We start from the raw sequence: 25,918 nt of genomic DNA, 5'->3' as shown, positions 1-25,918 counted from the left end.
TCATGAGTCTGCCGCTGAACACAGGTCCACGTAATGGCATTCTGTCCCTGACCATCAAGGACAAATCCGTGCTTTACGCTGCCTACATGCCATTCATCAGAAACGGCGGGCTGTTCATCCCCACCAGCAAAAGCTACAAGCTGGGTGATGAAGTGTTCATGCTGCTCAATCTGATGGACGAACCGGAGAAGGTTCCGGTGGCTGGCCGCGTCGCCTGGATTACGCCAAAAGGTGCGCAGGGCAACCGGACTGCCGGTGTCGGCGTGCAATTCAATGATGGCGACAATGCCGCGCGCAATCTGATCGAAACTCATCTGGTCGGTGCTCTGAAGTCCGATCGTCCAACCCATACGATGTAGTTGTGTTTTAACCCATGCTTGTAGATTCCCATTGTCACCTTGATCGCCTTGACCTTGCCCAGCACGACGGTTCGCTGGATGCAGCCCTTGAAGCCGCTCGGGGCAGAGGGGTCGGGCATTTTCTCTGTATCGGTGTCAGCGCCGACAATGCGGGCGCGGTCAAGGCGCTCGCCGAGCGCTACGCCGATGTCGACTGCTCGGTAGGCATTCATCCGCTGGACGTGAAGCCCGGTGAGATGCCGCCTCTGGACTGGTTGCTCAAGGAGCTGGATCACCCGCGAGTGGTGGCGATAGGTGAAACCGGTCTGGACTATCACTACGAACCCGAAGCTGCCGAGCTGCAGCAGGCTTCTTTTCGGTTGCACCTGGAGGCAGCCAGTGTCACTGGCAAGCCGGTGATCATCCATACCCGTGGCGCGCGCGCCGATACATTGAGCCTTCTGCGTGATGCCGCGCTGCCTCAGGCGGGCGTTCTGCATTGCTTTACCGAAGACTGGGAGATGGCCAGGGCGGCGCTGGATATGGGTTACTACATCTCGCTGTCCGGCATCGTGACCTTTCGCAACGCCGACGCCCTGCGGGATGTCGCAAGGCAAGTCCCCGCTGACCGGCTGCTGGTCGAGACCGATTCCCCGTACCTTGCGCCTATCCCTTATCGGGGCAAACCGAATCTGCCGCAGTACGTACGCGAAGTTGCCGAGTTTCTGGCGATGCTACGGGGCGAGTCCTACGAACATTTCGCCGAGCAGACCACCGCTAACTTCGCTCGCCTGTTCCCGCTGGCGCATGTTCAACGCTGAGTGGCATACACGTTGACTGACGGCAAATCGCGGGCAAAAAAAACCCGGATTCTGGGGGGGTGAAGCCGGGTTAAGACCATTAGGAGTAAAACAAAGGCACGCTAGTCCTTAGGCACCTTTACTGGCGAGTCATTTGGGGAATGATGACCCGTCAGTGGCTTAAGTATTGCCCAGCATGGCGTACCGTCCAGTGCCTTGTGATCGTTTTTTAAACAGTTTTGGAATACTAAAGCGATTCTTGAGTCCTTGATGAGCACTTTTTGCCGGACGGGATACAAGGCCATCGCATCAAATTTGCCCGTGTACGCCAGCAGGTCAGGCATGCCGAGGTTTTTCAGTGCCTGGTCGGAGTGTTCGAGTGGAGTTTTCCAACGGTTTTCTACTGAGTCTGTCGTTATGCCTGGATATTGGCCTGGCAAACATAGCCATGATCACGCTGTCCATGCAGCGCGGCTTTTCCAAGGGGCTGTGGCTTGGGTTGGGAACCTGTGTCGGCGATCTGGCCTATGCGGTCCTGGCCATGCTCGGCATGGCGGTGCTGCTGCAATATGAAGCCGTACGCTACGTGCTCTGGCTCGGCGGTACGGCGGTGTTGGCCTGGTTCTGCTTCAGGATGGTCATGAGTGCCACCGCGGTCAGTGCCGGCCTCGATAATCAGGATGTTCAATCGGAAAAATCCAGCCTGGCGTTGTTCCTGCGCGCAATTTTTCTGGCGATGTCATCACCCAGCGCCATTCTCTGGTTTGCTGCAGTCGGCGGTGCGCTGATTGCTCGACAGGGTTCTGATCTTGCCAGTGCCTCGACCTTTCTTGCCGGGTTCGTTGCGGCGGGCGTGGTCTGGTCGATCTCGCTGTGTGCGCTGGCACATCAGGGTGGGCGTTTCATGGGGGAGCGTATGTTGCGCTGGTCCTACATTGCCTCGGCGCTGATCTTTGCCTATTTCACGTTGTATGTAGTGATCACGGGTTACCTGGAGTTTGTCGCTGCATCCCCGGTAATGCCTGCGTCGTAGCATACCGTCGTGTGTCCGGTTTGCGAAGCTGACGCCAAAATGCGAATTTTTCGCCGGTTTCGTTCATAAAGGTCGACAAGTAAGGATGATCCGTGCAATTTAGCGCCGATTGGGCATAATACCCGGCTTCGATTTCGATCCTGACAGACCTCTCTATGCAGAAAGAACCTCGTAAGGTCCGTGAATTTCGCCGCCGTGAGCAGGAAATTCTCGACACCGCGCTAAAGCTGTTCCTGGAGCAGGGCGAAGACAGCGTCACTGTCGAGATGATCGCGGACGCCGTCGGCATTGGTAAAGGCACCATCTACAAGCACTTCAAGTCCAAGGCAGAAATCTATCTGCGCCTGATGCTCGACTATGAGCGGGACCTGAACGAGCTGCTGCACTCCGCTGATGTCGACAAGGACAAGGAGGCGCTCTCACGTGCCTACTTCGAATTCCGTATGCGTGATCCGCAGCGCTATCGCCTGTTCGACCGCCTGGAGGAAAAAGTGGTCAAGGGCAATCAGGTGCCCGAGCTGGTCGAAGAGCTCCACAAGATCCGCGCCTCCAACTTCGAACACCTGACCCTGCTGATCAAAGGCCGCATCACCGAAGGCAAGCTCGAAGATGTCCCGCCTTACTACCACTACTGTGCCGCCTGGGCGCTGGTGCATGGCGCCGTTGCGCTGTACCACTCGCCGTTCTGGAGCAATGTGCTGGAAGATCAGGAAGGCTTCTTCCACTTCCTCATGGACATCGGCGTGCGTATGGGCAACAAGCGCAAGCGCGATGCCGACGTCATCGCCGAGCCCAAACCCGACCCTGCTACGGAATAACGCCCCGGTCCGGTCTTGAGCATCTGCTTCAAGGCTTTGGTGCCTGCTGTGCCAGAGATGGCGCGGAAGCTGCATCCGACGACCATTCGCCGGTTTTCCGTCACCGGTATTTGGGAGGGGATGATGCGTAGCCTGGTTATGCTGCTCGCGCTTTTGGCGTTGAGTGGCTGCATGAAAGTCAGTGACATGGGCGAGGGGGTTCGCGAGCAATTCAGCGATGCGGGTCTGCTCGATCACAGCGACACTCGCCGTACTGCCAACTGGCGTGTGCAGCCCGACTCGTTCATTTACATCGCGCAAGGTGCCTTCGTGCCGCCAGGCAATGCCTATCCGCGGCCCAATGTGGTGGCTGAAGAGGCCTTCAAGGGGTTCATCGAGTACTTCCCGATGGTCCGTCGTGCCCGTGGGCCAATGGGCCTGGATGAGGCCATGATCGAGGCGCGCAGTGCAGGCGCACATTATTTGCTCTACACCCGTTTTGCCAAGGCCGATGATCGCATCGGCACCGGCGATCAGTGGGCCGATCAGGAAGCCGTGGACCGTCTGGGTGTCGACAGCGGTGTCATTCAACTGATGCTGATCGAAACCAGCACCCGTTATCTTATCGACAGCGCGCGCATTCGCAGCCGTGGCGGATTGCTGACGCTTTACGACAAAAGCCCCGAAGATTTGCTGGGTCCGCCTCTTGAGGACTACGCTCGTACCTTATTGGGCGTCGAACGTTAAGCCAGCGTCAGGAGAGTGGAGTGACCGATTCAAACAAGGCGGGTGATCTGTTTGCGCAGATCCCCAAAACCAAGGGGTTGCCGCCTGTTCATTTGTGGAATCCGGATTTCTGTGGCGATATCGACATGCGTATCGCCCGAGACGGGACATGGTATTACCTGGGCACCCCGATCGGCCGCAAACCGATGGTCAGGTTGTTCTCGACGATCATGCGTCGCGACGGCGATGAATATTTTCTGATTACCCCTGTCGAGAAAGTTGGCATCAAGGTCGATGACGCGCCTTTTGTCGCCGTAACCCTTGAGGTGCTGGGAGAGGGTGAGGGTCAGGTGCTGCGCTTCCTGACCAATGTCGAGGATCAGACTGAAGCGGGGCCGGAGCACCCTTTGCGGGTTGTGACAAACCCTGATACTCAGGAGCCAGCGCCGTATATCCATGTGCGGAGCAATCTTGAGGCGCTGATTCACCGCAATGTCTTTTATCAACTGGTCGAGCTGGCGGTCTCCCGCGAGATCAACGGGCAGCGCTGGCTGGGTGTCTGGAGTCACGGCGTGTTTTTCCCGGTGGGTCTTGAACCTTGAAAAACACGGCTATTTGCCGGCTTGAATTGCCTGTCGCCAGTGCGACAGTTAAAGTGCCGCTCCCTGATTTCCCTGAGGTTTTTGCATGAGCCAGTCCTTTGATATCGCCGTAATCGGCGCAACCGGTACTGTCGGCGAAACCGTTGTCCAGGTGCTGGAGGAGCGCAACTTCCCGGTCGGCAATCTGCACCTGCTGGCAAGTATCGAGTCTGCGGGTCACTCGGTGCCGTTTCGGGGCAAGAATGTACGCGTACGGGAAGTCGATGAGTTCGACTTCAGCAAGGTGCGCCTGGCATTCTTCGCCGCTGGCCCGGCGGTAAGCCGCAGTTACGCCGAAAAGGCCGTGGCGGCGGGGTGCTCGGTCGTCGACTTGTCCGGTGCATTTCCCGTCGTGCAGGCACCTAATATCGTGCCGGAAATAAATGCTACGCTTTTGCACAGCGGCGCGGCCGCCTCTCTGGTGGCCAGCCCGAGCGCCTCTGCCACTGCGGTCGCACTGGCTTTGGCGCCGTTGCGCGGGTTGATCGATATCCAGTCGGTGACAGTAACGGCCTGTCTGGCGGTCTCCGCACTCGGGCGCGAAGGCGTCAGTGAGCTGGCGCGTCAGACTACCGAGCTATTGAATGTCCGCCCGCTGGAAACCCGCTTTTTTGATCGTCAGATGGCGTTCAACCTACTGGCCCAGGTCGGGACGCCTGACGAGTCGGGGCATTTGCCGCTGGAAAGGCGTCTGGTCGATGAATTACGCGAACTGCTGACGCTGCCATTGCTCAAAGTGTCTGCTACCTGCATTCAAGTGCCGGTGTTCTTTGGCGACAGCTTTACCGTAACGCTGCGCACCGCAGGTTCGGTCGATGTTGCGGCGATCAATGCGGCACTCGAGTCTGCCGCCGGAATCGAACTGGTCGATGAGGGTGATTACCCTACGCCAGTGGGTGATGCCGTAGGGCAGGACGTGGTTTATGTGGGGCGCGTTCGGGCGGGAATTGACGATCCCGAGCAGCTGAATCTGTGGCTGACGTCAGATAATGTACGAAAAGGCGCTGCGCTCAATGCTGTGCAGGTTGGCGAATTGTTGATAAAAGACTATGTGTAAAAGATACTTGGCAACAATTTGAATAATTGTTTTAGCGGCGATACGCCTTACACCCAAATGCAGGACTACCTCCCCGGATCTCGGGGAATCTTTAAACAAGGGATGGGCTATGGTTCAGGTTCGTAAACTGGTATTAGCAATCGCTGCGGCTTCAGCGCTGTCATCGGGTATGGCGCAGGCGCTGGGGCTCGGGGAATTGTCGGTCAAGTCGACCCTGAATCAGCCCCTGGTAGCGGAAATAGAGTTGACTGAGGCGCAGGGGCTTAACGCAACGCAAGTTGTGCCGAGCCTGGCGACCACTGCTGACTTCGCTCAGGCGGGCGTTACCCGTCAGGCATTTCTCAACGATCTCACTTTTACCCCGGTTATCAACGCCAGCGGTAAAAGTGTCCTGCGCATTACTTCCAGCAAGCCGGTGCGCGAGCCTTACGTGAAGTTCCTGGTTCAGGTGCTCTGGCCAAATGGCCGGTTGCTGCGTGAATACAGCCTTCTGCTCGATCCACCGAAGTTTTCTCCAGAGGCCGCCGCTGCGGCCGCCGCCCCGGCACCAGCTGCTGCTCCTGCCGCACCCGCGCAACTGGCGACAGTCGCGCCGTCGACAGAGGCTGCGGCACCCGAGGCTCCAGCACCTGCCGCCAGTGCGCCGGTATTGCCGCCGCCAGCCGCGGACAAACAGGCACAATATGTCACCGCCAATAACGATACGTTGTGGGAAATTGCCGCGAAGGTACGTACTGGCGGCACTGTCCAGCAAACCATGCTGGCCATTCAGGCGTTGAACCCGGAAGCCTTCATCGGCGGCAACATCAACCGCTTGAAGAAGGGGCAGGTGCTGCGCCTTCCGACTCCGCAGCAAACCACCGCGTTGCCACAACCGCAGGCAGTTGCAGAAGTTTCCCGGCAGTACAGCGCCTGGCGTGAAGGCCGTCGCCTGCCTGCCGGCACGCGCCAGGTCGATGCCACCCGCCGTGATCGCGCTGGCGCTGCTCCTTCAAAGGTCGATACCTCCGACAACCTGAGCCTGGTTTCGGCAAGCGGCAAGCCTGCGGCAAAAGGTGCAGCGGGTGACAGTGATCTTGGCAACAAGCTGGCGGTGGCTCAGGAAGCTCTGGACACCACGCGCCGTGACAATGCCGAGCTGAAAAGCCGCATGAACGACCTGCAAAGCCAGCTCGACAAGCTACAGCGACTGATTGAGCTGAAAAACGGTCAGTTGGCCAAAATGCAGGCCGCCGGTGCAGCTGTGCCTCCGGCTGCTGCCACCCCGGAAGCCACCACGCCTGCCAATGCGGCAGTGCCTGCTTCGCTGGTCGATGCCAATGGAGCTCCGGTCAAACCGGCTGGGGAGATTGCTCCTGAGGATGCATTGCCGGCAGGTGCCGCCGAGGTTGCGACTCCTGCAGCCGATCAGCCGCTGGCTGTGGAGCTGGTGGCTGCAGCCGAAGATGAAGACGTGCTGCAGAAAATCCTCAACAACCCGGTACTGCTTGGCCTGATCGGCGGTGCCGTATTGTTGATTCTGGCCTTGTTGCTGTTGTTCCTGGCGCGTCGTCGCGCTGCGAAGGCCGAAGCCGAGAAGCACAAGCGTATGGCGCGTGCTCTGGCTGAGGAGTCGGATTTTGTTTCAGACATGGACATGAATGCACCGCCAGCCAGCTTCGATGGCCTGGACGTGCCACCACCGAACGTTCGCATGGGGGCTGCTGGTGCCGCCGCTGCCACCGCCGCTCGCGAACGTCCTGCCGATCCGCTGCTTCAGGCCGAGATCCATATTGCTTACGGGCGCATGAATCAGGCTGTCGAACTGCTTGAAGAAGCAGTGAAGGAAGATCCGAAGCGCGATGATATTCGCCTCAAGCTGATGGAAATCTACGCCGAGCAGGGTAATAACAAAGCTTACGCCGCCCACGAACGCAAACTGGTGGCAGCGGGAAAGCGTGAAGCTGAGGTCGAGCAGCAGGAAGAACTTAACTCGACCCTGAAGCCGGTAGCGCCTGTTGCTGCGCCAGCGGTTTCTGAATCTGCTACTGCGTCGGCTGCTCCGGCAGTGGCCGCGGCGGCAGCTGCCAGTGCTGCTGCGCTGGTTGCAGAGCTTGACGCCAAGTATGTTGAAGAGCTGTTGGCCGATGATTCGGCAGAGCAAGAGGTTGAACCTGAGCCTGAAGTCGCTGTAACAGCAGATCCCGAGCCCGCACCTGAAGTGGTTACGCCGCTGGCCGCAGAACGTGCTGAAGAAGCGGACCCGTTCGATCACGATTTTGACTTGAGCCTGGATGAATTCGAAGAAGCGCCCACGCCTGAAGTCACCACTGTGAACGAGCTTGACGACCTGATGCTGGATGAGCCGAAGGTGCAGGCAGCAGCGGATGACGAGGAGCTGAGCTTCGAGTCGATCATGCAGCAACAGGAAGAGGCCCGTGCGGCGACTACGCCGGAAGACCTTGCCGACTTCGATCTGGACCTGTCCGAAGAAGATCCGGCGCTCAAGAACGAGGATGACTTCCTGCTCGGCCTTGGCAATGATCCACTTGATCTGGGTGAAACGCAGTCTGTGCCGCCTGTCAGTGATGACCTTGAGCTTCCGGAAGACTTTGATCTGTCGCTGGCGGACGAGATTGAAACCGATCAGGCCAGCCAGGCATTCGCGACCGAAATCGACGACGTCAATGCCGAGCTGGACCGCCTTTCACAGAATCTCGAGCATCCGCCGCTTGATGAACCAAGGTTCACGGCCGAAGATGCCGCGGCACTGGATGACGAACCGGACTTCGACTTCATGGCCGGCACTGACGAAGCCGCGACCAAGCTTGATCTGGCGCGCGCCTATATCGACATGGGCGATGCAGACGGTGCCCGGGATATTCTTGACGAAGTGGTCACCGAGGGCGATGACGGACAGAAAAGCGAAGCGCGGGAGATGCTTTCGCGGCTGGCCTGATCCCCCTAAGGCAACAACCTGCAAACGCCCGGCTTGGTAGCGTGTTTTTCTTGCGGCCGTATAATGACCGACTTTTTGCGAACCGACAGGCTGTACCACTTTGGCGAACATAGACAACCCGGCAGCCGAAATGGCTGCCGAGGGTTTTTCCCGAATCGCGCTGGGCGTTGAATACAAGGGCTCGCGCTATTGCGGCTGGCAACGTCAGGCATCCGGTGTGCTGACCGTGCAGGAAACTCTTGAAGACGCTTTGTCAAAAGTGGCTGCATCACCGGTATCACTGATGTGTGCCGGCCGCACAGATGCTGGCGTGCATGCCTGCGGGCAGGTGGTGCATTTCGATACGCAGGCCGAGCGCACCATGAAGGCCTGGGTCATGGGCGCAAATATCAATCTGCCCCATGACGTCAGCGTAACCTGGGCCCGGGTCATGCCCGCTACGTTTCATGCCCGCTTCAAGGCCATTGCCCGTCGTTATCGCTACGTGATCTACAACGATCAGATTCGCCCGGCGCACCTGAATCAGGAAATTACCTGGAATCATCGCCCACTTGATGTAGAGCGGATGGCACTGGCAGCCGAGTATCTGGTCGGTACTCACGACTTCAGCGCTTTCCGCGCCGGCCAGTGTCAGGCCAAGTCGCCAGTCAAGCAGTTGCACCACCTGCGCGTGACGCGTCACGGCAAGATGATCGTGATCGACGTGCGCGCCAATGCCTTCCTGCACCATATGGTGCGCAACATCGCCGGTGTTCTGATGACCATCGGCACTGGCGAACGTCCGGTTGAGTGGGCGCGGGACGTGCTGGAAAGCCGGGTTCGGCGTACCGGTGGTGTGACAGCCCATCCTTATGGTCTGTACCTTGTTCAGGTCGAGTACCGTGATGAATTTCCGCTGCCCGAGCGTTTTGTAGGTCCGCATTTTCTTACGGGCTTTGCAGAACTGGACGGCTGACGACCCGAGCAGCATTTGCTAACATCCGGGACTTTCCGAAAGGTCTGAGGTTGCTCACTATATGTCAGCCGTTCGCAGCAAGATCTGCGGGATTACCCGCATAGAGGATGCTCTGGCTGCAGCCGAGGCAGGAGCCGATGCAATTGGCCTGGTGTTCTACCCGAAAAGTCCGCGTGCAGTAACAGTGCTGCAGGCTCGCGCTATCATTGCCGCGTTGCCGCCGTTCATTACCACTGTCGGCCTGTTCGTCAACGCCAGCCGCTGCGAACTCAACGAGACGCTGGATGCGGTTGCGCTGGACATGCTGCAGTTTCATGGCGATGAAACACCTGATGAATGCGATGGTTATCATCGCCCCTACATCAAGGCTTTGCGGGTCAAGGCGGGTGATGACATCGCTCAGGTTTGCCGTACCTATCGCAATGCGCGAGGCGTGCTGCTCGACACCTATGTAGAGGGTGTTCCTGGCGGCACCGGAGAAACCTTCGATTGGGCGCTGATTCCGGACGATCTGGATAAACCGGTCATTCTGGCGGGCGGGCTGACGTCGGCGAATGTGGCACAGGCCATTGCTCAGGTTCGGCCCTACGCCGTGGATGTCAGCGGCGGTGTCGAAAAGAGCAGGGGCATCAAGGATCGGGAAAAGATCCTTGCGTTCATGAGTGCGGTGCATGGCACCTGATGTGACGGTTGCCGGTCGGCCGCCGTCCATAAGCCTGTCCCTGCCACGAGGCATGCGGGTCGAATCAAGTAAGCGGTGGTGCCAGAGTGCAACGCCGTCGTTGTAAAAAATCGGGGTGAGGGATGTGCAGGTCTGGCTTGGGTCGATCGCTATCCTTCATCATCGTCCATACACGAATTTATCCGAGGGCATGCGACTGGCGCGTTATCGCCAGCCGTTCGAGCCACACCGGTACTGGAGATATAAAGCATGAGCAACTGGTTGGTAGACAAACTGATCCCATCGATCATGCGTTCCGAGGTCAAAAAGAGCTCGGTTCCCGAAGGCCTCTGGCACAAATGCCCGTCCTGCGAGGCGGTTCTGTATCGCCCGGAGCTGGAAAAGACCCTGGACGTCTGCCCCAAATGCAACCACCACATGCGTATCGGTGCGCGCGCACGCCTGAATATTTTTCTGGATGTTGAAGGCCGCGAAGAGCTGGGTGCCGATCTTGAGCCGGTCGACCGTCTGAAATTCCGTGACGGCAAGAAATACAAGGACCGCCTGACCGCTGCGCAGAAGCAGACCGGTGAAATGGATGCGCTGATTTCCATGAGCGGCACCCTGCTGGGCATGCCGGTGGTGGCGTCAGCATTCGAGTTCTCGTTCATGGGCGGTTCTATGGGCGCCATCGTCGGCGAGCGTTTCGTGCGCGCCGCCAACTACGCCCTGGAAAATCGTTGCCCGATGATCTGCTTCGCCGCTTCCGGCGGTGCGCGCATGCAGGAAGCACTGATCTCGCTGATGCAGATGGCCAAGACCTCGGCCGTTCTGGCACGTCTTCGCGAAGAAGGCCTGCCCTTTATCTCGGTGTTGACGGACCCGGTCTACGGCGGCGTTTCCGCCAGTCTGGCCATGCTGGGCGATGTCATCGTTGCCGAGCCCAAGGCGCTTATCGGTTTCGCCGGTCCTCGCGTGATCGAGCAAACCGTTCGCGAGAAGCTGCCAGAGGGCTTCCAGCGTAGCGAGTTCCTGCTGGATCACGGTGCTATCGACATGATCATCTCGCGTAGCGAGCTTCGTCCGCGTCTGGGTAACCTGCTGGCGCAGATGATGAACCTGCCGACGCCTCGTTTTGTAGCGCCGGTCATCGAGCCTATCGTCGTTCCACCGGCACCGGCCACGATATGACCTCTACATCCCTGAGCGACTGGCTCGCTTACCTGGAGCAACTGCATCCATCCGCCATCGACATGGGGCTGGATCGTTCTCGGCAGGTAGCGCAGCAGTTGGGGCTGACGCGTCCGGCTCCCAGGGTGATTACGGTGACGGGCACCAACGGCAAGGGATCAACCTGCGCCTTTGTCGCTGCCTTGTTGCAGGCTCAGGGCTTGAAAGTCGGTGTCTACAGCTCCCCACATTTGATTCGCTATAACGAGCGGGTGAAAGTGCAGGGTGTCGAGGCAACCGACCTGGAGTTATGCGATGCGTTCGCGGCGGTTGAAGCGGCGCGTGGTGATGTAACCCTGACTCATTTCGAAATGGGCACGCTGGCGGCATTCTGGCTGTTCGAACAGGCCCGGCTGGATGCGGTCGTTCTGGAGGTCGGTCTGGGTGGTCGCCTGGATGCGGTAAATCTTGTTGATGCGGATTTCGCGCTGGTCACCAGTATCGGTGTTGATCACGCCGAGTATCTGGGTAACACCCGTGAGTCGGTCGCCTTCGAAAAGGCCGGAATCTTTCGTGCCGGTTGCCCAGCGTTGTGCGGCGATCCAGAACCACCCGAGCCGCTGCTGGCCAAGGCTCGTGAGTTGGGTTGCCCGCTGCTGATGCGTGGTCGTGATTTCGACCTCTCGATAGGCAAGGACAGTTGGGACTGGCGTGGTGTTGCTCACGGCGAACAGGTCGAACTGCGCGGTCTGCCACTGCTGGACCTGCCTATGCAGAACGCAGCGTTGGCACTTCAGGCGTTTGCCTTGCTGGGGTACCCGCTGCAAACGGATGCAGTAGGGCAGGTTCTGGCGCAGACCCGGCTCGCCGGTCGTCTTGATCGCAGAACTGTCAGCTGGCAAGGCAAGCGGCTCAATCTGCTTCTCGATGTGGGTCACAACCCCCATGCGGCGCAATTTCTGGAGCAATGCCTTGCGCGCCAGCCGGTTGTCGGCAAGCGTCGCGCCGTATTTGGCCTGTTGAACGACAAGGACCTCGAGGGTGTGGTCGCGCATCTGGTGCCGGTCATCGATGAGTGGGCCGTTGCGCCGCTTCCTACCTCGCGCAGCCGACCGGCAGAAGAGTTGCATTCGGCCTTGCAGAACCTTGGCGCCTGCGTGACGTCCTATCAGAGTGTTGCGTTGGCGCTGGAAGCTCAGTGCGCGCACGCCACGCCCGATGACGAGATTCTGCTGTTCGGATCATTTTACTGTGTTGCCGAGGCCCTGGAATGGGTGGCCCGGTACACCGATGAGGACGCTGCAAATGGCTTTGCTGGATAACGTATTCAAGCAGCGAATGGTTGGAGCACTGGTGCTGATCGCTGTGGCGGTCATCTTCTTGCCCATGCTCTTCACGCGGGAAGATGAAACGCGTCAGGTGCAGGTCGATGCACCGTCCGCACCCCAGGCACCCGCGGCTTCGCAGATCCGGGTCGACCCGGTGCCTGTTCCGGAGCCTCAGGCCCTGCCTCAGGAGCCTGTGCCCAACGACGATGACATGAGCAGCAGCCAGCCGCCTTCCATGCCGATCGCACCTGCCCCAAGTACTCCGGCTGCACCCCCGGTTGCCAGCGCCCCGGCCCCGAAGCCTGCTGCCAAGCCGGCACCTGCGCCTGCTCTGGCCCCGGCCCCGGCAGCCCCTGCGGCACCCGCCAAGCCAGCAGCACCTGCTGGCGTCGATGCCAACGGGCTGTCGATCAGTTGGTCGGTTCAACTGGCAAGCATGTCCAACCGTGCCAACGCCGATAACCTGCAAAAGACCCTGCGAACTCAAGGTTACAACGCTTACATTCGCACTGCCGATGGCGTTAATCGGGTATTTGTCGGCCCGCTTATCGAGCGTGCCGAAGCTGATCGTCTGCGCGATCAGCTCGACAAACAGCAAAAGCTCAAAGGTATTGTGGTGCGCTTTCAGCCTGAGCGGGGCTGACCGTTCGGCACCTCGTGCCCTTGCGTTAAAGGAAAATGCCTCGCGCCGGTAATCGCTGCTTACCGGCAGGCGGGCGCTCTGCTAAAATGCGCCGCCTTATCCGTCTGCAGGCTGCAACGTGCCATTTACTCCGGTTGACTGGGCAATTCTGGGAATTGTCGCCATCTCCGCCCTGATCAGTCTGAAGCGCGGCTTCGTAAAAGAAGCACTGTCGTTGACGACGTGGATCATTGCAGGCGTTGTGGCCTGGATGTTTGGCGCGGGGCTGTCGCAGTATCTGGTCAATTACATAGAAACACCTTCGGCCCGCGTGATTGCGAGCTGCACCATTCTTTTTGTCGCCACCTTGCTGGTAGGCGCCATGGTCAACTTTCTGATAGGCGAGCTGATTCGCGTCACCGGGCTTTCCGGGACCGATCGTTTTCTCGGCATGGTCTTCGGCGCAGCACGCGGAGGCCTGCTTGTCGTTGTGGCGGTAGGGCTGTTGAGCCTGGGGCCGGTGCAACAGGATCAATGGTGGCAGCAGTCCAGGCTGGTGCCGCAATTTCTCATGGTCGCTGACTGGTCGAAAAACCTGATTCTAGGGATGTCCAGCAAGTGGCTCGCCAGCGGCATCAGCGTACCCGCTGATCTGCCGTTCAAGGAACAGATCCTGCCGTCTACAATGCCGCAGGATGTGCTCGGTAAATCCAGTTCCACTAAGTAGGGGTTGTGTCGCATGTGTGGCATCGTCGGTATCGTCGGCAAGTCGAACGTCAATCAGGCGCTGTATGACGCGCTTACCGTCCTCCAGCACCGCGGCCAGGACGCTGCCGGTATCGTAACCAGCCACGATGGCCGGTTATTCCTGCGCAAGGACAACGGATTGGTGCGTGATGTGTTTCATCAACGCCATATGCAGCGCTTGGTCGGGCATATGGGCATTGGTCATGTGCGCTATCCAACGGCGGGCAGCTCGACGTCTGCAGAGGCCCAGCCGTTCTACGTCAACTCGCCTTATGGCATCACGTTGGCGCACAACGGCAACCTCACCAACGTCGAACAACTGGCCAAGGAGATTTACGAATCCGACCTGCGCCATGTGAACACCAATTCCGATTCGGAAGTGCTGCTCAACGTCTTCGCCCATGAGCTGGCCGTGCGTGGCAAGTTGCAGCCGACCGAAGAGGATATCTTCGCCGCAGTGACCGACGTGCATAATCGTTGCCGTGGCGGCTATGCGGTCGTGGCAATGATCACCGGCTACGGCATTGTCGGCTTCCGTGACCCGGACGCCATTCGTCCTATCGTGTTTGGCCAGCGTCATACCGACGAAGGCGTCGAATACATGATCGCGTCGGAAAGCGTGTCGCTGGACGTGCTCGGCTTTACCCTGATTCGCGACCTGGCACCGGGCGAAGCGGTCTACATCACTGAAGATGGCAAGCTGCATACCCGTCAGTGTGCGGCCAACCCCAAGTATGCGCCGTGCATCTTCGAACACGTTTATCTGGCACGTCCTGACTCGATCATCGACGGCATTTCGGTCTACAAGGCGCGTTTGCGCATGGGCGAGAAGCTGGCCGACAAGATCCTGCGCGAGCGTCCGGATCACGATATCGATGTGGTCATCCCGATTCCGGACACCAGCCGTACCGCTGCGCTGGAGCTGGCCAATCATCTGGGCGTCAAGTTCCGCGAAGGTTTCGTCAAGAACCGCTACATCGGCCGGTCCTTCATCATGCCGGGCCAGGCTGCGCGCAAGAAATCCGTACGCCAGAAGCTCAACGCCATCGAGCTGGAGTTCCGTGGCAAGAACGTGATGCTGGTGGATGACTCCATCGTGCGCGGCACGACCTGCAAGCAGATCATCCAGATGGCCCGTGAAGCCGGTGCCAAGAATGTCTACTTCTGTTCTGCAGCCCCGGCTGTGCGCTACCCCAACGTCTACGGCATCGACATGCCGAGTGCTCACGAGCTGATTGCCCACAACCGCACCACTCAGGACGTGGCCGACCTCATCGGTGCCGACTGGCTGGTTTATCAGGATCTGAATGACCTGATCGAAGCGGTCAGCGGCAGCAAGAAAATCAAGATCGACAACTTCGATTGCTCGGTTTTCGACGGCAAGTACGTGACCGGTGACATCGACGAGCATTATCTGAACAGGATCGAGAGCGCGCGTAACGACGCCTCCAAGATCAAGACTCAGGCCGTGAGCGCGATCATCGATCTGTACAACAACTAAATTGGACAAGGAGTGGGCGGCATGACTCAGGAATGGGATGCAGGTCGGCTGGACAGCGACCTTGAAGGTGTGGGTTTCGATACCCTTGCCGTACGTGCCGGGCAACACCGCACCCCGGAAGGTGAGCATGGCGATCCCATGTTCTTTACCTCCAGCTATGTCTTTCGCACGGCTGCCGATGCGGCCGCGCGTTTTGCTGGCGAGGTGCCCGGCAACGTCTACTCGCGTTATACCAACCCGACCGTGCGCTCTTTTGAAGAGCGCATCGCCGCGCTGGAAGGCGCCGAACAGGCCGTCGCTACGGCCACCGGCATGGCGGCGACCCTGGCGGTCGTGATGAGCCTGTGCAGTGCCGGGGATCATGTGCTGGTGTCGCGCAGCGTCTTTGGCTCGACCATCAGCCTGTTCGACAAGTACTTCAAACGCTTTGGCATCGAGGTGGATTACGTTCCGCTTGCAGAGCTGAGCGGCTGGGACGCGGCGATCAAGCCCAACACCAAAATGCTGTTTGTCGAGTCGCCGTCCAATCCATTGGCCGAGCTGGTGGATATCGCTGCACTGGCTGAAATCGCTCACGCCAAAGGTACGATGCTGATCGTCGACAACTGTTTCTGCACGCCGGCCTTGCAGCAGCCGCTGTTGCTGGGTGCTGATATCGTCGTGCATTCGGCTACCAAGTTCATCGACGGCCAGGGTCGCTGCATGGGCGGCGTGGTTGCCGGCCGCAGCGAGCAGATGAAGGAAGTGGTCGGTTTCCTGCGCACGGCCGGGCCGACGCTCAGCCCGTTCAACGCGTGGATCTTCCTCAAGGGCCTGGAAACCCTGAACCTGCGGATGCGCGCTCATTGTGCCAATGCCCAGGCGCTGGCCGAGTGGCTCGAGCAGCAGGACGGTATCGAAAAGGTCCACTACGCCGGACTCAAGAGTCATCCGCAGCATGAGCTGGCACAGCGTCAGCAAAAGGGTTTTGGCGCGGTGGTAAGTTTCGAAGTCAAGGGTGGCAAGGATGGCGCATGGCGCTTCATCGATGCCACGCGGCTGATTTCGATCACCGCCAACCTGGGCGACAGCAAAACCACGATCACTCACCCGAGCACTACGTCTCATGGTCGTTTGGCACCTCAGGAGCGTGAGGCAGCGGGTATTCGGGACAGCCTGATACGGGTTGCAGTGGGCCTGGAAGATGTGACGGACCTGCAAGCCGACCTGGCTCGTGGTCTGGCGGCATTGTGAACGACAAGTCCGGTAACAAAAACAGTGGCGAGACGGGCGAAGAGTGGGCGTTGAAATTTGCCAGCACCCACAACGGCCGTGTTGCTCTGGTGACAGGTGCCGCGCGCGGCATCGGGCTGGGTATCGCGGCGTGGCTGATTGCCGAGGGCTGGCAAGTGGTGCTGACCGATCTGGATCGTGCAAGGGGCTTCAAAGTGGCGGGTGCACTGGGTGAAAATGCCCTGTTCATTGCCATGGACGTTGCCAGTGAAGAGCAGGTCGCGGCAGGTGTGGCCGAGGTGCTCAGGCAGTTTGGCCGTCTCGATGCGCTGGTGTGCAACGCCGCGATTGCCGTTCCGCACAACACTACGCTGGAAAGCCTTGAGCTGTCGCACTGGAACCGTGTACTGGCAGTCAACCTCGGCGGTCCGATGCTGCTCGCAAAGCATTGCGCGCCTTACCTGCGTGCGCACTGTGGCAGCATCGTCAACCTTACCTCTACTCGCTCCCGCCAGTCCGAGGCCGATACCGAAGCTTATGCGGCCAGCAAGGGCGGCCTGATGGCGCTGACGCACGCGCTGGCAATCAGTCTGGGGCCGGAGATACGTGTAAACGCCGTCAGTCCCGGCTGGATTGATGCGCGCGACCCCTCGTTGCGCAAGGCCGAGCCGTTGTCCGAGACCGATCACGCCCAGCATCCTGCCGGCAGGGTAGGGACGGTAGAAGATGTGGCCGCGATGGTTGCGTGGTTGTTGTCCAGAAACGCCGGTTTTGTGACCGGGCAGGAATTTGTGGTCGACGGCGGCATGACGCGCAAGATGGTCTACGCCGAATAGTTTCGTGCAGTCTGCCAACATTGACTCTTTGTTGTGCTTTTGATGTGTGGTAGCGGTTTTGCGATTGAGCCTGTTTTTTAAAAAACTTCAATCAGGCTATTGACTTAGGTTCGTTAGGTGCGTAAATTTTGCGGCCTCAACGAAGCAAAGGGTGATTAGCTCAGCTGGGAGAGCAGCTGCCTTACAAGCAGCGGGTCGGCGGTTCGATCCCGTCATCACCCACCATCGTTGAGTTTGAAAGCTGAAGTACGAGGGCTTTCAAAGTATCAAAAGGACGCAAGTCCACAATGCGCAGCGGTAGTTCAGTCGGTTAGAATACCGGCCTGTCACGCCGGGGGTCGCGGGTTCGAGTCCCGTCCGCTGCGCCATACACCGCTTCAAGGCCCTTGAACTCCTTGAAGCAAACACGAAAGCGACCCTCGGGTCGCTTTTTTGTTGTCTGCGTTTTGTCCGCAGGCGAGTAGGGTGGTTGGCCTGAACACGTGTTGTATCCAAATCCTTTTGATCTGTACGTTGATCCAGCGTCGGCCTTGTTGCAGACTTACCGCCATTTCCCAGTTCGCAGTCTTGCTGGCAGTCTTTTCCTTCCTCAGGATTTTCGATGTTTAAGCTACTGAACGTTCGTACCGCATTCTGGATCTCTGCCGTGTTGATGGCAGCTGGTTGTTCATCGCCCAAGCAGGCGGTTTATGACCACGAACATTTCGATGACGCCGGGACCTTCTCCCGTAGTTATCCCGCCACCGACCTGGCTTATTGCGAAGCGGGGCGGCGTGCCTTGTTGAGCCAGGGCTATATCATCACCAGCAGCGACCCGAAGATGATTGCCGGTCGCAAGAGCTTTCAACAGACCGGCGATGCGCATATTGAAATCAGCTTCAATCTGGTGTGCGCCGCTGATGCGAAGGATGGCAGTTCGACCATGTTCGCAAACGCTCTGCAGGACCGCTATGCGCTGAAGAAGACCAACAACTCGGCCAGCCTCGGGGTTGGAGTGCTGGGCTCTGTCTCGATGCCGATAGGCTCCACTGACGACTCGATGGTCAAGGTGGCCAGTGAAACCGTGTCATCGGCGAAGTTCTACGAGCGCTTTTTCGGCCTCGTGGAAAACTTCCTGCCACCGGAAGTGAAAAAAGCTGCGCATATTGTCGAGAAGCCCAAGGCAGATCTGGGTGTTCCTGATGTAGCCCCTGCCGCAGCCGAGCCGGCCAAGGCGGCCGAACCCGCCAAACTGGCTCCAGCAGCAACGGAGTCGCCCGCCAAGGCCGAACCCGCTGCCGAATCAGCCACGCCGCCCGCGGCAAGCGAACCACTGCCAGCGCCAGCCGAGCCTGCATCGTTCAAGGCGGAAACGGTCGACACACCGGCAGCCGAGCCAGCAGACAGCGCCAAGCCAGCCGAGGCTGAGCCCGCTCAATAACGGCTGTCGTGATCATGCACGGCGGACGCAGAGCGTCCAGAACTGCATCCCCACGCAGAGCGTGGGGACGATAATCAAGGTGTCCAGAGAACCTCTATCGTGCCCATGCTCCGCGTGGGTATGCCGGTCCGCATGAGGAACGAGAGGTATCCACGTCCTCAGCCCAGAAACAAGCGGTACGCCGGGTTCTCGCTTTCATCCCAATACGGGTAACCAATCTCGTCCAGCGCTGCGCCCACTAGGTGCCGCTCTTCCTCCGGCACAACCAACCCGGCGACCACACGGCCGTCTGCTGCGCCGTGGTTGCGGTAATGGAACATCGAGATGGTCCAGCGTCCGCCCAGGCGGTTGAGGAAGTTGAACAGCGCGCCCGGTCGCTCTGGGAATTCGAAACGCAGCACTACTTCATTGTCGACGCGTTCGGCATGGCCGCCGACCATGTGGCGGATGTGCAGTTTGGCCAGTTCGTTGTCGGTCAGGTCCAGCACCGGGAAGCCCTGGCCGGTCAGGCTGGCGATCAGGGCGCTGCGTGGGTCGTTCTCGGGATTCGGTCAGGTCCAGCACCGGGAAGCCCTGGCCGGTCAGGCTGGCGATCAGGGCGCTGCGTGGGTCGTTCTCGGGATGGGTCTGCACGCCGACGAAGATGTGCGCCTCGCGATCAGTGTGATAGCGGTAGTTGAATTCGGTGATCTGCCGCTTGCCGATGGCCTCGCAGAACGCCTTGAAGCTGCCCGGTTGTTCAGGAATCGTCACGGCAATGATCGCCTCGCGACCTTCGCCCAGCTCTGCACGTTCGGCCACGTGACGCATACGGTCGAAGTTGACGTTGGCTCCGGAGTCGATGGCCACTAGTGTCTGACCGCTGATGCCGCGCTGCTCGACATATTTCTTGATCCCGGCAACACCCAGCGCGCCCGCAGGCTCGGTGATCGAGCGGGTGTCGTCGTAGATGTCCTTGATCGCCGCGCAGATTTCATCGGTGCTGACGGTGATCACCTCATCGACATAATGACGGCACACTTCAAAGGTGTAATGGCCGATTTGCGCCTAGATTTCATCGGTGCTGACGGTGATCACCTCATCGACATAATGACGGCACACTTCAAAGGTGTAATGGCCGATTTGCGCCACCGCCACACCATCGGCAAATAGCCCGACCTGGCTCAGCACCACGCGCTCCCCGGCGGCCATCGCCGCTTGCAGGCAGTTGGAGTCGTCCGGCTCGACGCCGATCACCTTGATCTCCGGGCGCAGGTATTTCACATACGCTGCGATACCGGCGATCAGACCGCCGCCCCCGACCGGAACAAAGATCGCATCCAGCTGCCCCGGCTGCTGACGAAGAATCTCCATCGCCACGGTGCCTTGCCCGGCAATCGTATCGGGGTCGTCATACGGGTGGATGTAGACGAAACCCTGTTCGTCGACCAGTTTCAGCGAATAGGCCAGCGCCTCGGGGAAGGAGTCGCCGTGCAGCACCACCGTGGCGCCCCGTGAGCGCACGCCTTCGACCTTGATTTCCGGGGTGGTGCGCGGCATGACGATAGTCGCCAGAATGCCCAGTTCACGCGCTGCCAGTGCCAGACCTTGCGCGTGGTTACCCGCCGAGGCCGTGACCACGCCGCGTGCGGCCTCTTCTGCGGTCAATTGCGCCAGCTTGTTGTACGCGCCGCGAATCTTGAAGGAGAACACCGGCTGCAGGTCTTCGCGCTTGAGCAATACCCGGTTTCCCAGCCGCTCGGACAGCTGGCGAGCGCCGTGCAGCGGGGTTTCGACCGCCACGTCGTACACGCGGGAGGTGAGGATTTTCTTGACGTACTGTTCAAGCATCGGGGTGGCATCACTGACGAAGCGGGCAAGGTCGGGAAGTCTACTCTGCGCACCGAAAGACGACCATACGAATGACAGGGCTTTGCGGCGCAGTCGCCGCTATAATGCGGGCCTTTTTTACATACCCCCTCTTTTTACCTACATCAGGCACCGTGGAGCCCGCATGACCCAGGATCAACTCAAACAGGCAGTCGCCCAGGCAGCTGTCGACTTCATCCTTCCGAAGCTCGATGACAAAAGCATTGTGGGCGTCGGCACCGGCTCCACGGCCAATTGCTTTATTGATGCGCTGGCTAAACACAAGGCGGCATTCGATGGCGCAGTCGCCAGCTCGGAAGCTACCGCCGCGCGCCTCAAGGGCCATGGCATTCCGGTGTATGAGCTGAACACGGTCAGCGATCTGGAGTTCTATGTCGACGGAGCCGACGAAAGCGACGAGCACCTGAACCTGATCAAGGGCGGCGGCGCGGCACTGACTCGCGAGAAAATCGTAGCGGCCGTGGCCAAGACCTTCATCTGCATCGCCGACGGCAGCAAGCTGGTGCCGGTGCTGGGCGCGTTCCCGCTGCCGGTCGAAGTCATTCCGATGGCCCGCAGCCATGTTGCGCGACAACTGGTGAAACTGGGCGGCGACCCGGTTTATCGCGAAGGTGTTCTAACCGACAACGGCAATATCATCATTGATGTGCACAACATGAGCATCACCAATCCGGTGGAGCTGGAAGCACAGATCAACGCCATCGTCGGCGTGGTCACCAATGGCCTGTTCGCCGCCCGTCCGGCCGACCTGTTGCTGCTGGGCACCACCGAAGGCGTGAAAACCCTGACGCGCTGATAAAACCGGTCGTGCCCACGCAAGGTGGGCATGACCCTCACAGGCTCAAGGCTTGCGGAACACGTAAAACAGGTTCGGCTCGCTCACCAGATACAGCGTCCCTTCTGCGTCCATAGCCATCCCTTCACCCTGCGGCACGTCCTTGCTCAGCCCCATCGCCCCTTTTGCCAGCGAGCCGCTGCCAATCGGATGACCGCTGGTGTCGAGTTCAAGAATGCGCTTCGACTCATCGGACAAGGCCAGCAAATGGCCGCTGGTTTCATCGAATTGCAGGCTGGAAAGGTCACGAACCGACAGTCGGCCATCGCGCTTGCTGTTGGAGATGACCTGCAGATTGCCGGGAGCCTCGGAGTTGGTTCTGGGAAAGCCGCGCACTTCGATGATCTGCACCGGATCACGCTCGCGGGCGACAAACAGGCGCTTGCCGACCGAATCATAGGCCAGCCCTTCATAGCCCTTGTTGCCACTGGCGGTGATGCCCAGCGTCAATTGTTCTGCCTGGGCGGCGTCCAGACTTTTGGTGTTGTCATCGACGTGAATCTGAATCAGCCGGAGCCGGCGCTCATCGCTGATCACATAAGTGCCCGGGCTGATGTATTCGACAGCCTCGGCATCACCGAACCCGACCAGCGGAATGCGCCGCAGCACACGACCGTCCAGGCTCAGCTCGACCAGTTCGGGGGTCTGGTTGGTCACCGTAAACAGGCTCTTGCGGTCCGGGTCGTAGCTCAGGCCCGAGACATCATCCTGCAGCCCGTCGATCACCTGTGCTTCGGTGACGACGCGGTACTGATCCAGGCCAATGGACTGAAGCGAGTCGGACTGCCAGAACACCTGCCAGTCGAACAGGGCACTTTCAACATAGCGGTATCGCTGATTGGCGATCACGAACACAACGATCAGGGGTACAAGGGCCAGAAGCAGGACTAAAGAGCGAGTAGAGCGACGCATGAAGGGTGACTCGAACAGATTGAGCGGACGGGATTGATACCATGCCATCCTGAAAGCAAGCTTAATGGCATGGTGCTATATTTTTGCCGATTGTGTATCGGCGACCTGTGTAGTTGCCGTCCTGGCTCAGTGCTTGTGAAGCGCCCGGTGAAACGAATAGAACAGGTTCGGTTCGCTGACCATGTACAGCGTACCGGCCTCATCAAGGGCCACGCCTTCTGCGCGCGGAATTGTGTCCTTCAAACCGTTCATGCCGCCCAGCAGGGTCATGAAGCTTACCTGCTCGCCTTGCTCGTCGACTTCCAGCAACAAGTGCGAATCGGCAGACAGCGCGAGCATGTGGCCGGTGCGCGGGTCGATGCTCAATGACGACAGATTGCGCATGTCCAGCGAGCGACTCGACAGCGGTTGCTTGTCGCCTTTCAGCACGTCACTGCCATCACTTTTCCAGGTGTACAGCGCGGGAGGTCGCTCCTCGCCCAGTATCAGCTGCTGACGCTGCGGGTCCCAGGCGATACCTTCGAAGCCCTTGTTCTGGTTGGCAGACTTGCCCAGTTCGTACTGGGGGAAATCCGCGATGTTCAGGGTGGTGGTGTCGGCGTTCACTTTAACGATGGTCAACTTGTGTTGGCGCTCATCAGTGATCGCAATCAGGCCATCGTTCATGACGGCAACACCTTCCGGATTGCTCCAGCCCACCAGCGGGATCTTGCGCAGTACATCGCCCGTGAGCGTCAGCTCCACCAGAAACGCATTTTTGCCCATGACCGCAAACAGCGTTTTGGTCACCGGGTTATAGGACAGGTCCGACGCCTCGTCCTTTTCCATGCCCGGCAGCACCTTTGCGTCGATATCCACATGGTAGTCCGGCAGCCAGATACTGGCGTGACGACCTGCCTTGCTCTCGAACCGCTCCTGAAACCAGAGCAGCGCGCGATCATCCCAATGCATGATGAAGGCCAGCCCATAGCCCAGCAAGACAACCACTAACAACCACGAGTACCAGCGCATGTTGCGTAAGTAAGCGAAGCGTTTTTTGTTACGAGGCGGCGTTGCGGCAGTACTGGCCATTCATGTGTTCCTGAGCAAATGAGACTTCATGACGACGTGGTGCCCTTGCAGGGACGGCCGGATTATCCAGAACAGGTGTGAAAAAAACGCAAAATCGGCTGAACTATCAGTCACTCCACAAACAAAAGCCACCCGGGAGTGATCCCGCGTGGCTTTGGGTGCAGCCTGAAGATGCTGTCGGGTTACCTGACGACGCTCTCGAACGGCGTCTGCCCGACCAGTTCCAGCGCGATCTGGTCGCCGGCTTCGAACGGCCCGACACCGGCAGGCGTGCCGGTCATGATCAGGTCACCGGCCTGCAGCGAGAAGTTGGCTGCCATGTGCTGGATCATCGGCACGATCGGGTTGAGCATCATGTTGCTGTTGCCGTCTTGAACCACCTTGCCATTGAGGGTCAGGCGGATACCGATGTCCTCCAGATCTGGGAAGGTCTCGGCGGGCACGAACGGCGGAATCACCGCAGCGCCGTCGAAACACTTGGCCAGCTCCCATGGAAGGCCTTTCTCACGCAGACGCGACTGCACGTCACGCAGGGTCAGGTCCAGGCCGGGCGCAAAGCCGCTGATCGCGTCTAGCACTTCTTCGCGCGAAGGGTTCTTGCTCAGGGGCTTGCCGATCAACACCACGATCTCTGCTTCGTAATGCACCGAGCCGCGGTCTGCCGGCATAGTGAAGCCACCCTCCAGCGCAACCACCGCGCTGCCGGGTTTCATGAACAGCAGTGGCTCGGTAGGCACCGCGTTGCCCAGTTCCTTGGCGTGTTCGGCGTAGTTACGCCCGATGCAGACCACTTTACCCAGCGGGAAGTGAATGTTGGTGCCATCGACATATTTGTGCTGGTAGCTCATGACGTCTCCTGAGGCTGTAAGAGGTAGCCTGCTTATTGTTGCGACGGATCAAAAGGTTGCGACGGATCAAACGGCGAAGATTTTGCCGGGATTCATGATCCCGTTGGGATCGAACACCGCTTTCAACGCCTTCATGTATTCGATTTCGATCGGCGAGCGACTGTACGTTAAATAGTCACGTTTGGTCATCCCGACACCATGCTCGGCCGAAATCGAGCCGTTGTACTTTTCGACAGTCTCGAATACCCACTTGTTGACCCGGGCACATTTGACGAAGAACTCGTTCTTGTCGAGGCCTTCGGGCTTGAGGATGTTCAGGTGCAGGTTGCCGTCGCCAATGTGGCCGTACCAGAGCACTTCGAAGTCTGGGTAGTGTTCGGCAACGATCGCGTCGATTTCAGCCAGAAACTCCGGCACTTTCGAGACAGTGACCGAGATATCGTTTTTGTACGGTGTGAAGTGCGAGATGGTTTCGGAGATGTACTCGCGTAGCTTCCACAGGTTGCGTAATTGCTGTTCGCTCTGGCTCATCACGCCGTCCAGCACCCAACCCTGCTCGACGCAGTGCTCGAAGGTCGCCAGGGCCTGATCGGCCAGGTCGTCGGTGGTCGCTTCGAACTCCAGCAACACATAGAACGGGCATGGCGTGTCGAAAGGCGACGGCACATCACCGCGCGCCATGACCCGGGCGAAGGATTTGTCCGAGAAGAATTCGAAGGCGGTCAGGTCGAGCTTGCCGTGAAAGGCATGCAGCACCGGCATGATCGAGTTGAAGTCCGAGGTGCCCAGCACCATCGCTGTGAGGTTCTTCGGCGCACGGTCCAGGCGCATGGTCGCTTCGACGACAAAGCCCAGCGTACCTTCGGCACCGATGAACAACTGGCGCAAATCGTAGCCGGTGGCGTTCTTGATCAGGTCCTTGTTCAATTCCAGCAGGTCGCCCTTGCCGGTGACCACTTTCAGGCCCGCGACCCAGTTGCGGGTCATGCCGTAGCGAATGACCTTGATACCGCCCGCATTGGTGCCGATATTGCCGCCGATCTGGCTGGAGCCCGAAGAAGCGAAGTCGACCGGATAATAAAGGCCGCTCTCTTCAGCCAGCGCCTGTAATTGCCGGGTGATCACGCCAGGCTGACAGACCGCCGTCCGGTCGGTGAGATTCAGATCCAGCACCTGATTCATGTAATCGAACGAGACGACCACTTCACCGTTGGCAGCCACCGCGGCCGCCGAAAGCCCGGTTCGTCCACCCGAAGGCACCAGCGCCACGAGCCGCTCATTGGCCCAGAGTACGATGGCCTGCACCTGTTCGGTGGTCTTGGGGAATACGATGGCCAGTGGCGCAGGAGTGAACTGCTTGGTCCAGTCCTTGCCGTAAGTTTCCAGAGAACCGGCATCGGTGAGTACCTTGCCGGGGTCAACCAGGGTCTGCAGCTCATCAATCAAAACGCGATCGGTCATTGAATCAACTCTCGAACGATTCATGGGCATCCTGAGAACGGTTCACGTTCGGGATGAGGTTTCGCGGGGCTCATAGAGACTGTCAGAAATTTTGTGTTCGGGCATAACATGTAGCTAGAGGTGCATGTATGCCGACCAAA

General features: G+C 59.1%; 23 protein-coding genes, 2 tRNA genes and 1 pseudogene. 21 read left to right on the top strand and 5 right to left on the bottom strand.

Annotation, left to right across the window (positions count from 1 at the left end; translation table 11 throughout):
* Window positions 1–2 precede the first annotated feature (2 nt).
* The 20 genes from AO277_RS08700 (at window position 3) to AO277_RS08605 (ending at window position 18,782) form a co-directional block, all read left to right on the top strand.
* The gene (locus AO277_RS08700) at window positions 3–359 is read left to right on the top strand and encodes a PilZ domain-containing protein (RefSeq protein WP_044318124.1); all 357 of its coding nucleotides are present in this window, start codon (window positions 3–5) and stop codon (window positions 357–359) included.
* Between the two features lie 14 nt (window positions 360–373).
* The gene (locus tag AO277_RS08695; RefSeq protein ID WP_002552699.1) at window positions 374–1,159 is read left to right on the top strand and encodes a TatD family hydrolase; all 786 of its coding nucleotides are present in this window, start codon (window positions 374–376) and stop codon (window positions 1,157–1,159) included.
* A 358-nt stretch (window positions 1,160–1,517) separates the two neighbouring features.
* Entirely contained in the window at window positions 1,518–2,171 is a 654-nt protein-coding gene (locus AO277_RS08690; RefSeq protein WP_044318125.1) for a LysE family translocator, read from the top strand.
* A gap of 155 nt (window positions 2,172–2,326) precedes the next feature.
* Window positions 2,327–2,989, top strand: a complete 663-nt coding sequence (locus AO277_RS08685) for a TetR/AcrR family transcriptional regulator (protein WP_004657874.1) — start codon at window positions 2,327–2,329, stop codon at window positions 2,987–2,989.
* Between the two features lie 123 nt (window positions 2,990–3,112).
* Window positions 3,113–3,715, top strand: coding sequence for a DUF4823 domain-containing protein (locus AO277_RS08680; RefSeq protein WP_002552702.1), 603 nt, complete (start codon window positions 3,113–3,115; stop codon window positions 3,713–3,715).
* A 20-nt stretch (window positions 3,716–3,735) separates the two neighbouring features.
* Window positions 3,736–4,296, top strand: a complete 561-nt coding sequence (locus AO277_RS08675; protein WP_044318126.1) for a DUF1285 domain-containing protein — start codon at window positions 3,736–3,738, stop codon at window positions 4,294–4,296.
* An 85-nt stretch (window positions 4,297–4,381) separates the two neighbouring features.
* Entirely contained in the window at window positions 4,382–5,392 is a 1,011-nt protein-coding gene (locus AO277_RS08670; RefSeq protein WP_044318127.1) for an aspartate-semialdehyde dehydrogenase, read from the top strand.
* Window positions 5,393–5,501: 109 nt separating this feature from the next.
* Window positions 5,502–8,330, top strand: coding sequence for a motility hub landmark protein FimV (locus AO277_RS08665; protein ID WP_044318128.1), 2,829 nt, complete (start codon window positions 5,502–5,504; stop codon window positions 8,328–8,330).
* A 130-nt stretch (window positions 8,331–8,460) separates the two neighbouring features.
* Complete coding sequence (gene truA / locus AO277_RS08660) at window positions 8,461–9,285, top strand: tRNA pseudouridine(38-40) synthase TruA (RefSeq protein ID WP_011168144.1); 825 nt, start codon at window positions 8,461–8,463, stop codon at window positions 9,283–9,285.
* A gap of 61 nt (window positions 9,286–9,346) precedes the next feature.
* Window positions 9,347–9,967, top strand: a complete 621-nt coding sequence (locus AO277_RS08655; RefSeq protein WP_005733906.1) for a phosphoribosylanthranilate isomerase — start codon at window positions 9,347–9,349, stop codon at window positions 9,965–9,967.
* A gap of 249 nt (window positions 9,968–10,216) precedes the next feature.
* Window positions 10,217–11,137, top strand: coding sequence for an acetyl-CoA carboxylase, carboxyltransferase subunit beta (gene accD / locus AO277_RS08650; protein WP_002552709.1), 921 nt, complete (start codon window positions 10,217–10,219; stop codon window positions 11,135–11,137).
* Window positions 11,134–12,438: a bifunctional tetrahydrofolate synthase/dihydrofolate synthase gene (gene folC / locus AO277_RS08645; protein ID WP_044318129.1), complete on the top strand. Its 1,305-nt coding sequence runs from the start codon at window positions 11,134–11,136 to the stop codon at window positions 12,436–12,438. The genes accD and folC overlap by 4 nt, the downstream gene beginning before the upstream one ends.
* Window positions 12,422–13,087 carry an SPOR domain-containing protein gene (locus AO277_RS08640; protein ID WP_002552711.1) on the top strand — a complete coding sequence of 222 codons (666 nt, stop codon included), beginning with the start codon at window positions 12,422–12,424 and terminating at the stop codon, window positions 13,085–13,087. Before folC ends, AO277_RS08640 begins: the two co-directional genes overlap by 17 nt.
* A 118-nt stretch (window positions 13,088–13,205) precedes the next feature.
* Complete coding sequence (locus tag AO277_RS08635; RefSeq protein WP_002552712.1) at window positions 13,206–13,793, top strand: CvpA family protein; 588 nt, start codon at window positions 13,206–13,208, stop codon at window positions 13,791–13,793.
* Window positions 13,794–13,805: 12 nt separating this feature from the next.
* Window positions 13,806–15,314 carry an amidophosphoribosyltransferase gene (purF, locus tag AO277_RS08630; protein WP_044318130.1) on the top strand — a complete coding sequence of 503 codons (1,509 nt, stop codon included), beginning with the start codon at window positions 13,806–13,808 and terminating at the stop codon, window positions 15,312–15,314.
* 21 nt (window positions 15,315–15,335) lie between these two features.
* A complete protein-coding gene (locus AO277_RS08625; RefSeq protein WP_044318131.1) occupies window positions 15,336–16,547 on the top strand; it encodes an O-succinylhomoserine sulfhydrylase in 1,212 nt (403 codons plus the stop codon).
* A gap of 50 nt (window positions 16,548–16,597) precedes the next feature.
* Window positions 16,598–17,362, top strand: coding sequence for an SDR family oxidoreductase (locus AO277_RS08620; RefSeq protein WP_161795781.1), 765 nt, complete (start codon window positions 16,598–16,600; stop codon window positions 17,360–17,362).
* A 149-nt stretch (window positions 17,363–17,511) separates the two neighbouring features.
* A tRNA-Val gene (locus AO277_RS08615) sits at window positions 17,512–17,587 on the top strand.
* Window positions 17,588–17,653: 66 nt separating this feature from the next.
* A tRNA-Asp gene (locus AO277_RS08610) sits at window positions 17,654–17,730 on the top strand.
* Between the two features lie 233 nt (window positions 17,731–17,963).
* Window positions 17,964–18,782: a DUF2242 domain-containing protein gene (locus tag AO277_RS08605; protein ID WP_002552716.1), complete on the top strand. Its 819-nt coding sequence runs from the start codon at window positions 17,964–17,966 to the stop codon at window positions 18,780–18,782.
* 158 nt (window positions 18,783–18,940) lie between these two features.
* Here the strand turns inward: AO277_RS08605 and ilvA are convergent.
* Window positions 18,941–20,612 (bottom strand): annotated as a pseudogene (gene ilvA, locus AO277_RS08600) (threonine ammonia-lyase, biosynthetic).
* A gap of 163 nt (window positions 20,613–20,775) precedes the next feature.
* Between ilvA and rpiA the strand changes: the two are divergent.
* Entirely contained in the window at window positions 20,776–21,447 is a 672-nt protein-coding gene (rpiA, locus tag AO277_RS08595) for a ribose-5-phosphate isomerase RpiA (RefSeq protein WP_002555749.1), read from the top strand.
* A 45-nt stretch (window positions 21,448–21,492) separates the two neighbouring features.
* Here rpiA and AO277_RS08590 read toward each other — a convergent pair whose 3' ends face one another.
* The 4 genes from AO277_RS08590 to AO277_RS08575 all read right to left on the bottom strand — a co-directional run bounded on the left by AO277_RS08590 (window position 21,493) and on the right by AO277_RS08575 (window position 25,778).
* On the bottom strand, window positions 21,493–22,398 hold the full coding sequence (locus tag AO277_RS08590) for an SdiA-regulated domain-containing protein (protein ID WP_044320035.1): 906 nt from the start codon (window positions 22,396–22,398) through the stop codon (window positions 21,493–21,495).
* A 126-nt stretch (window positions 22,399–22,524) separates the two neighbouring features.
* Window positions 22,525–23,469, bottom strand: coding sequence for an SdiA-regulated domain-containing protein (locus tag AO277_RS08585; RefSeq protein WP_010217056.1), 945 nt, complete (start codon window positions 23,467–23,469; stop codon window positions 22,525–22,527).
* Window positions 23,470–23,651: 182 nt separating this feature from the next.
* Window positions 23,652–24,317: a fumarylacetoacetate hydrolase family protein gene (locus tag AO277_RS08580; protein WP_044320034.1), complete on the bottom strand. Its 666-nt coding sequence runs from the start codon at window positions 24,315–24,317 to the stop codon at window positions 23,652–23,654.
* A gap of 66 nt (window positions 24,318–24,383) precedes the next feature.
* Window positions 24,384–25,778, bottom strand: a complete 1,395-nt coding sequence (locus tag AO277_RS08575) for a D-2-hydroxyglutarate dehydrogenase (RefSeq protein WP_044320033.1) — start codon at window positions 25,776–25,778, stop codon at window positions 24,384–24,386.
* Between the last annotated feature and the right edge of the window lie 140 nt (window positions 25,779–25,918).

Source organism: Pseudomonas amygdali, from assembly GCF_002699855.1.
GTDB classification, from domain to species: domain Bacteria; phylum Pseudomonadota; class Gammaproteobacteria; order Pseudomonadales; family Pseudomonadaceae; genus Aquipseudomonas; species Aquipseudomonas amygdali.
This window is presented reverse-complemented; position numbering and strand designations above follow the sequence as displayed.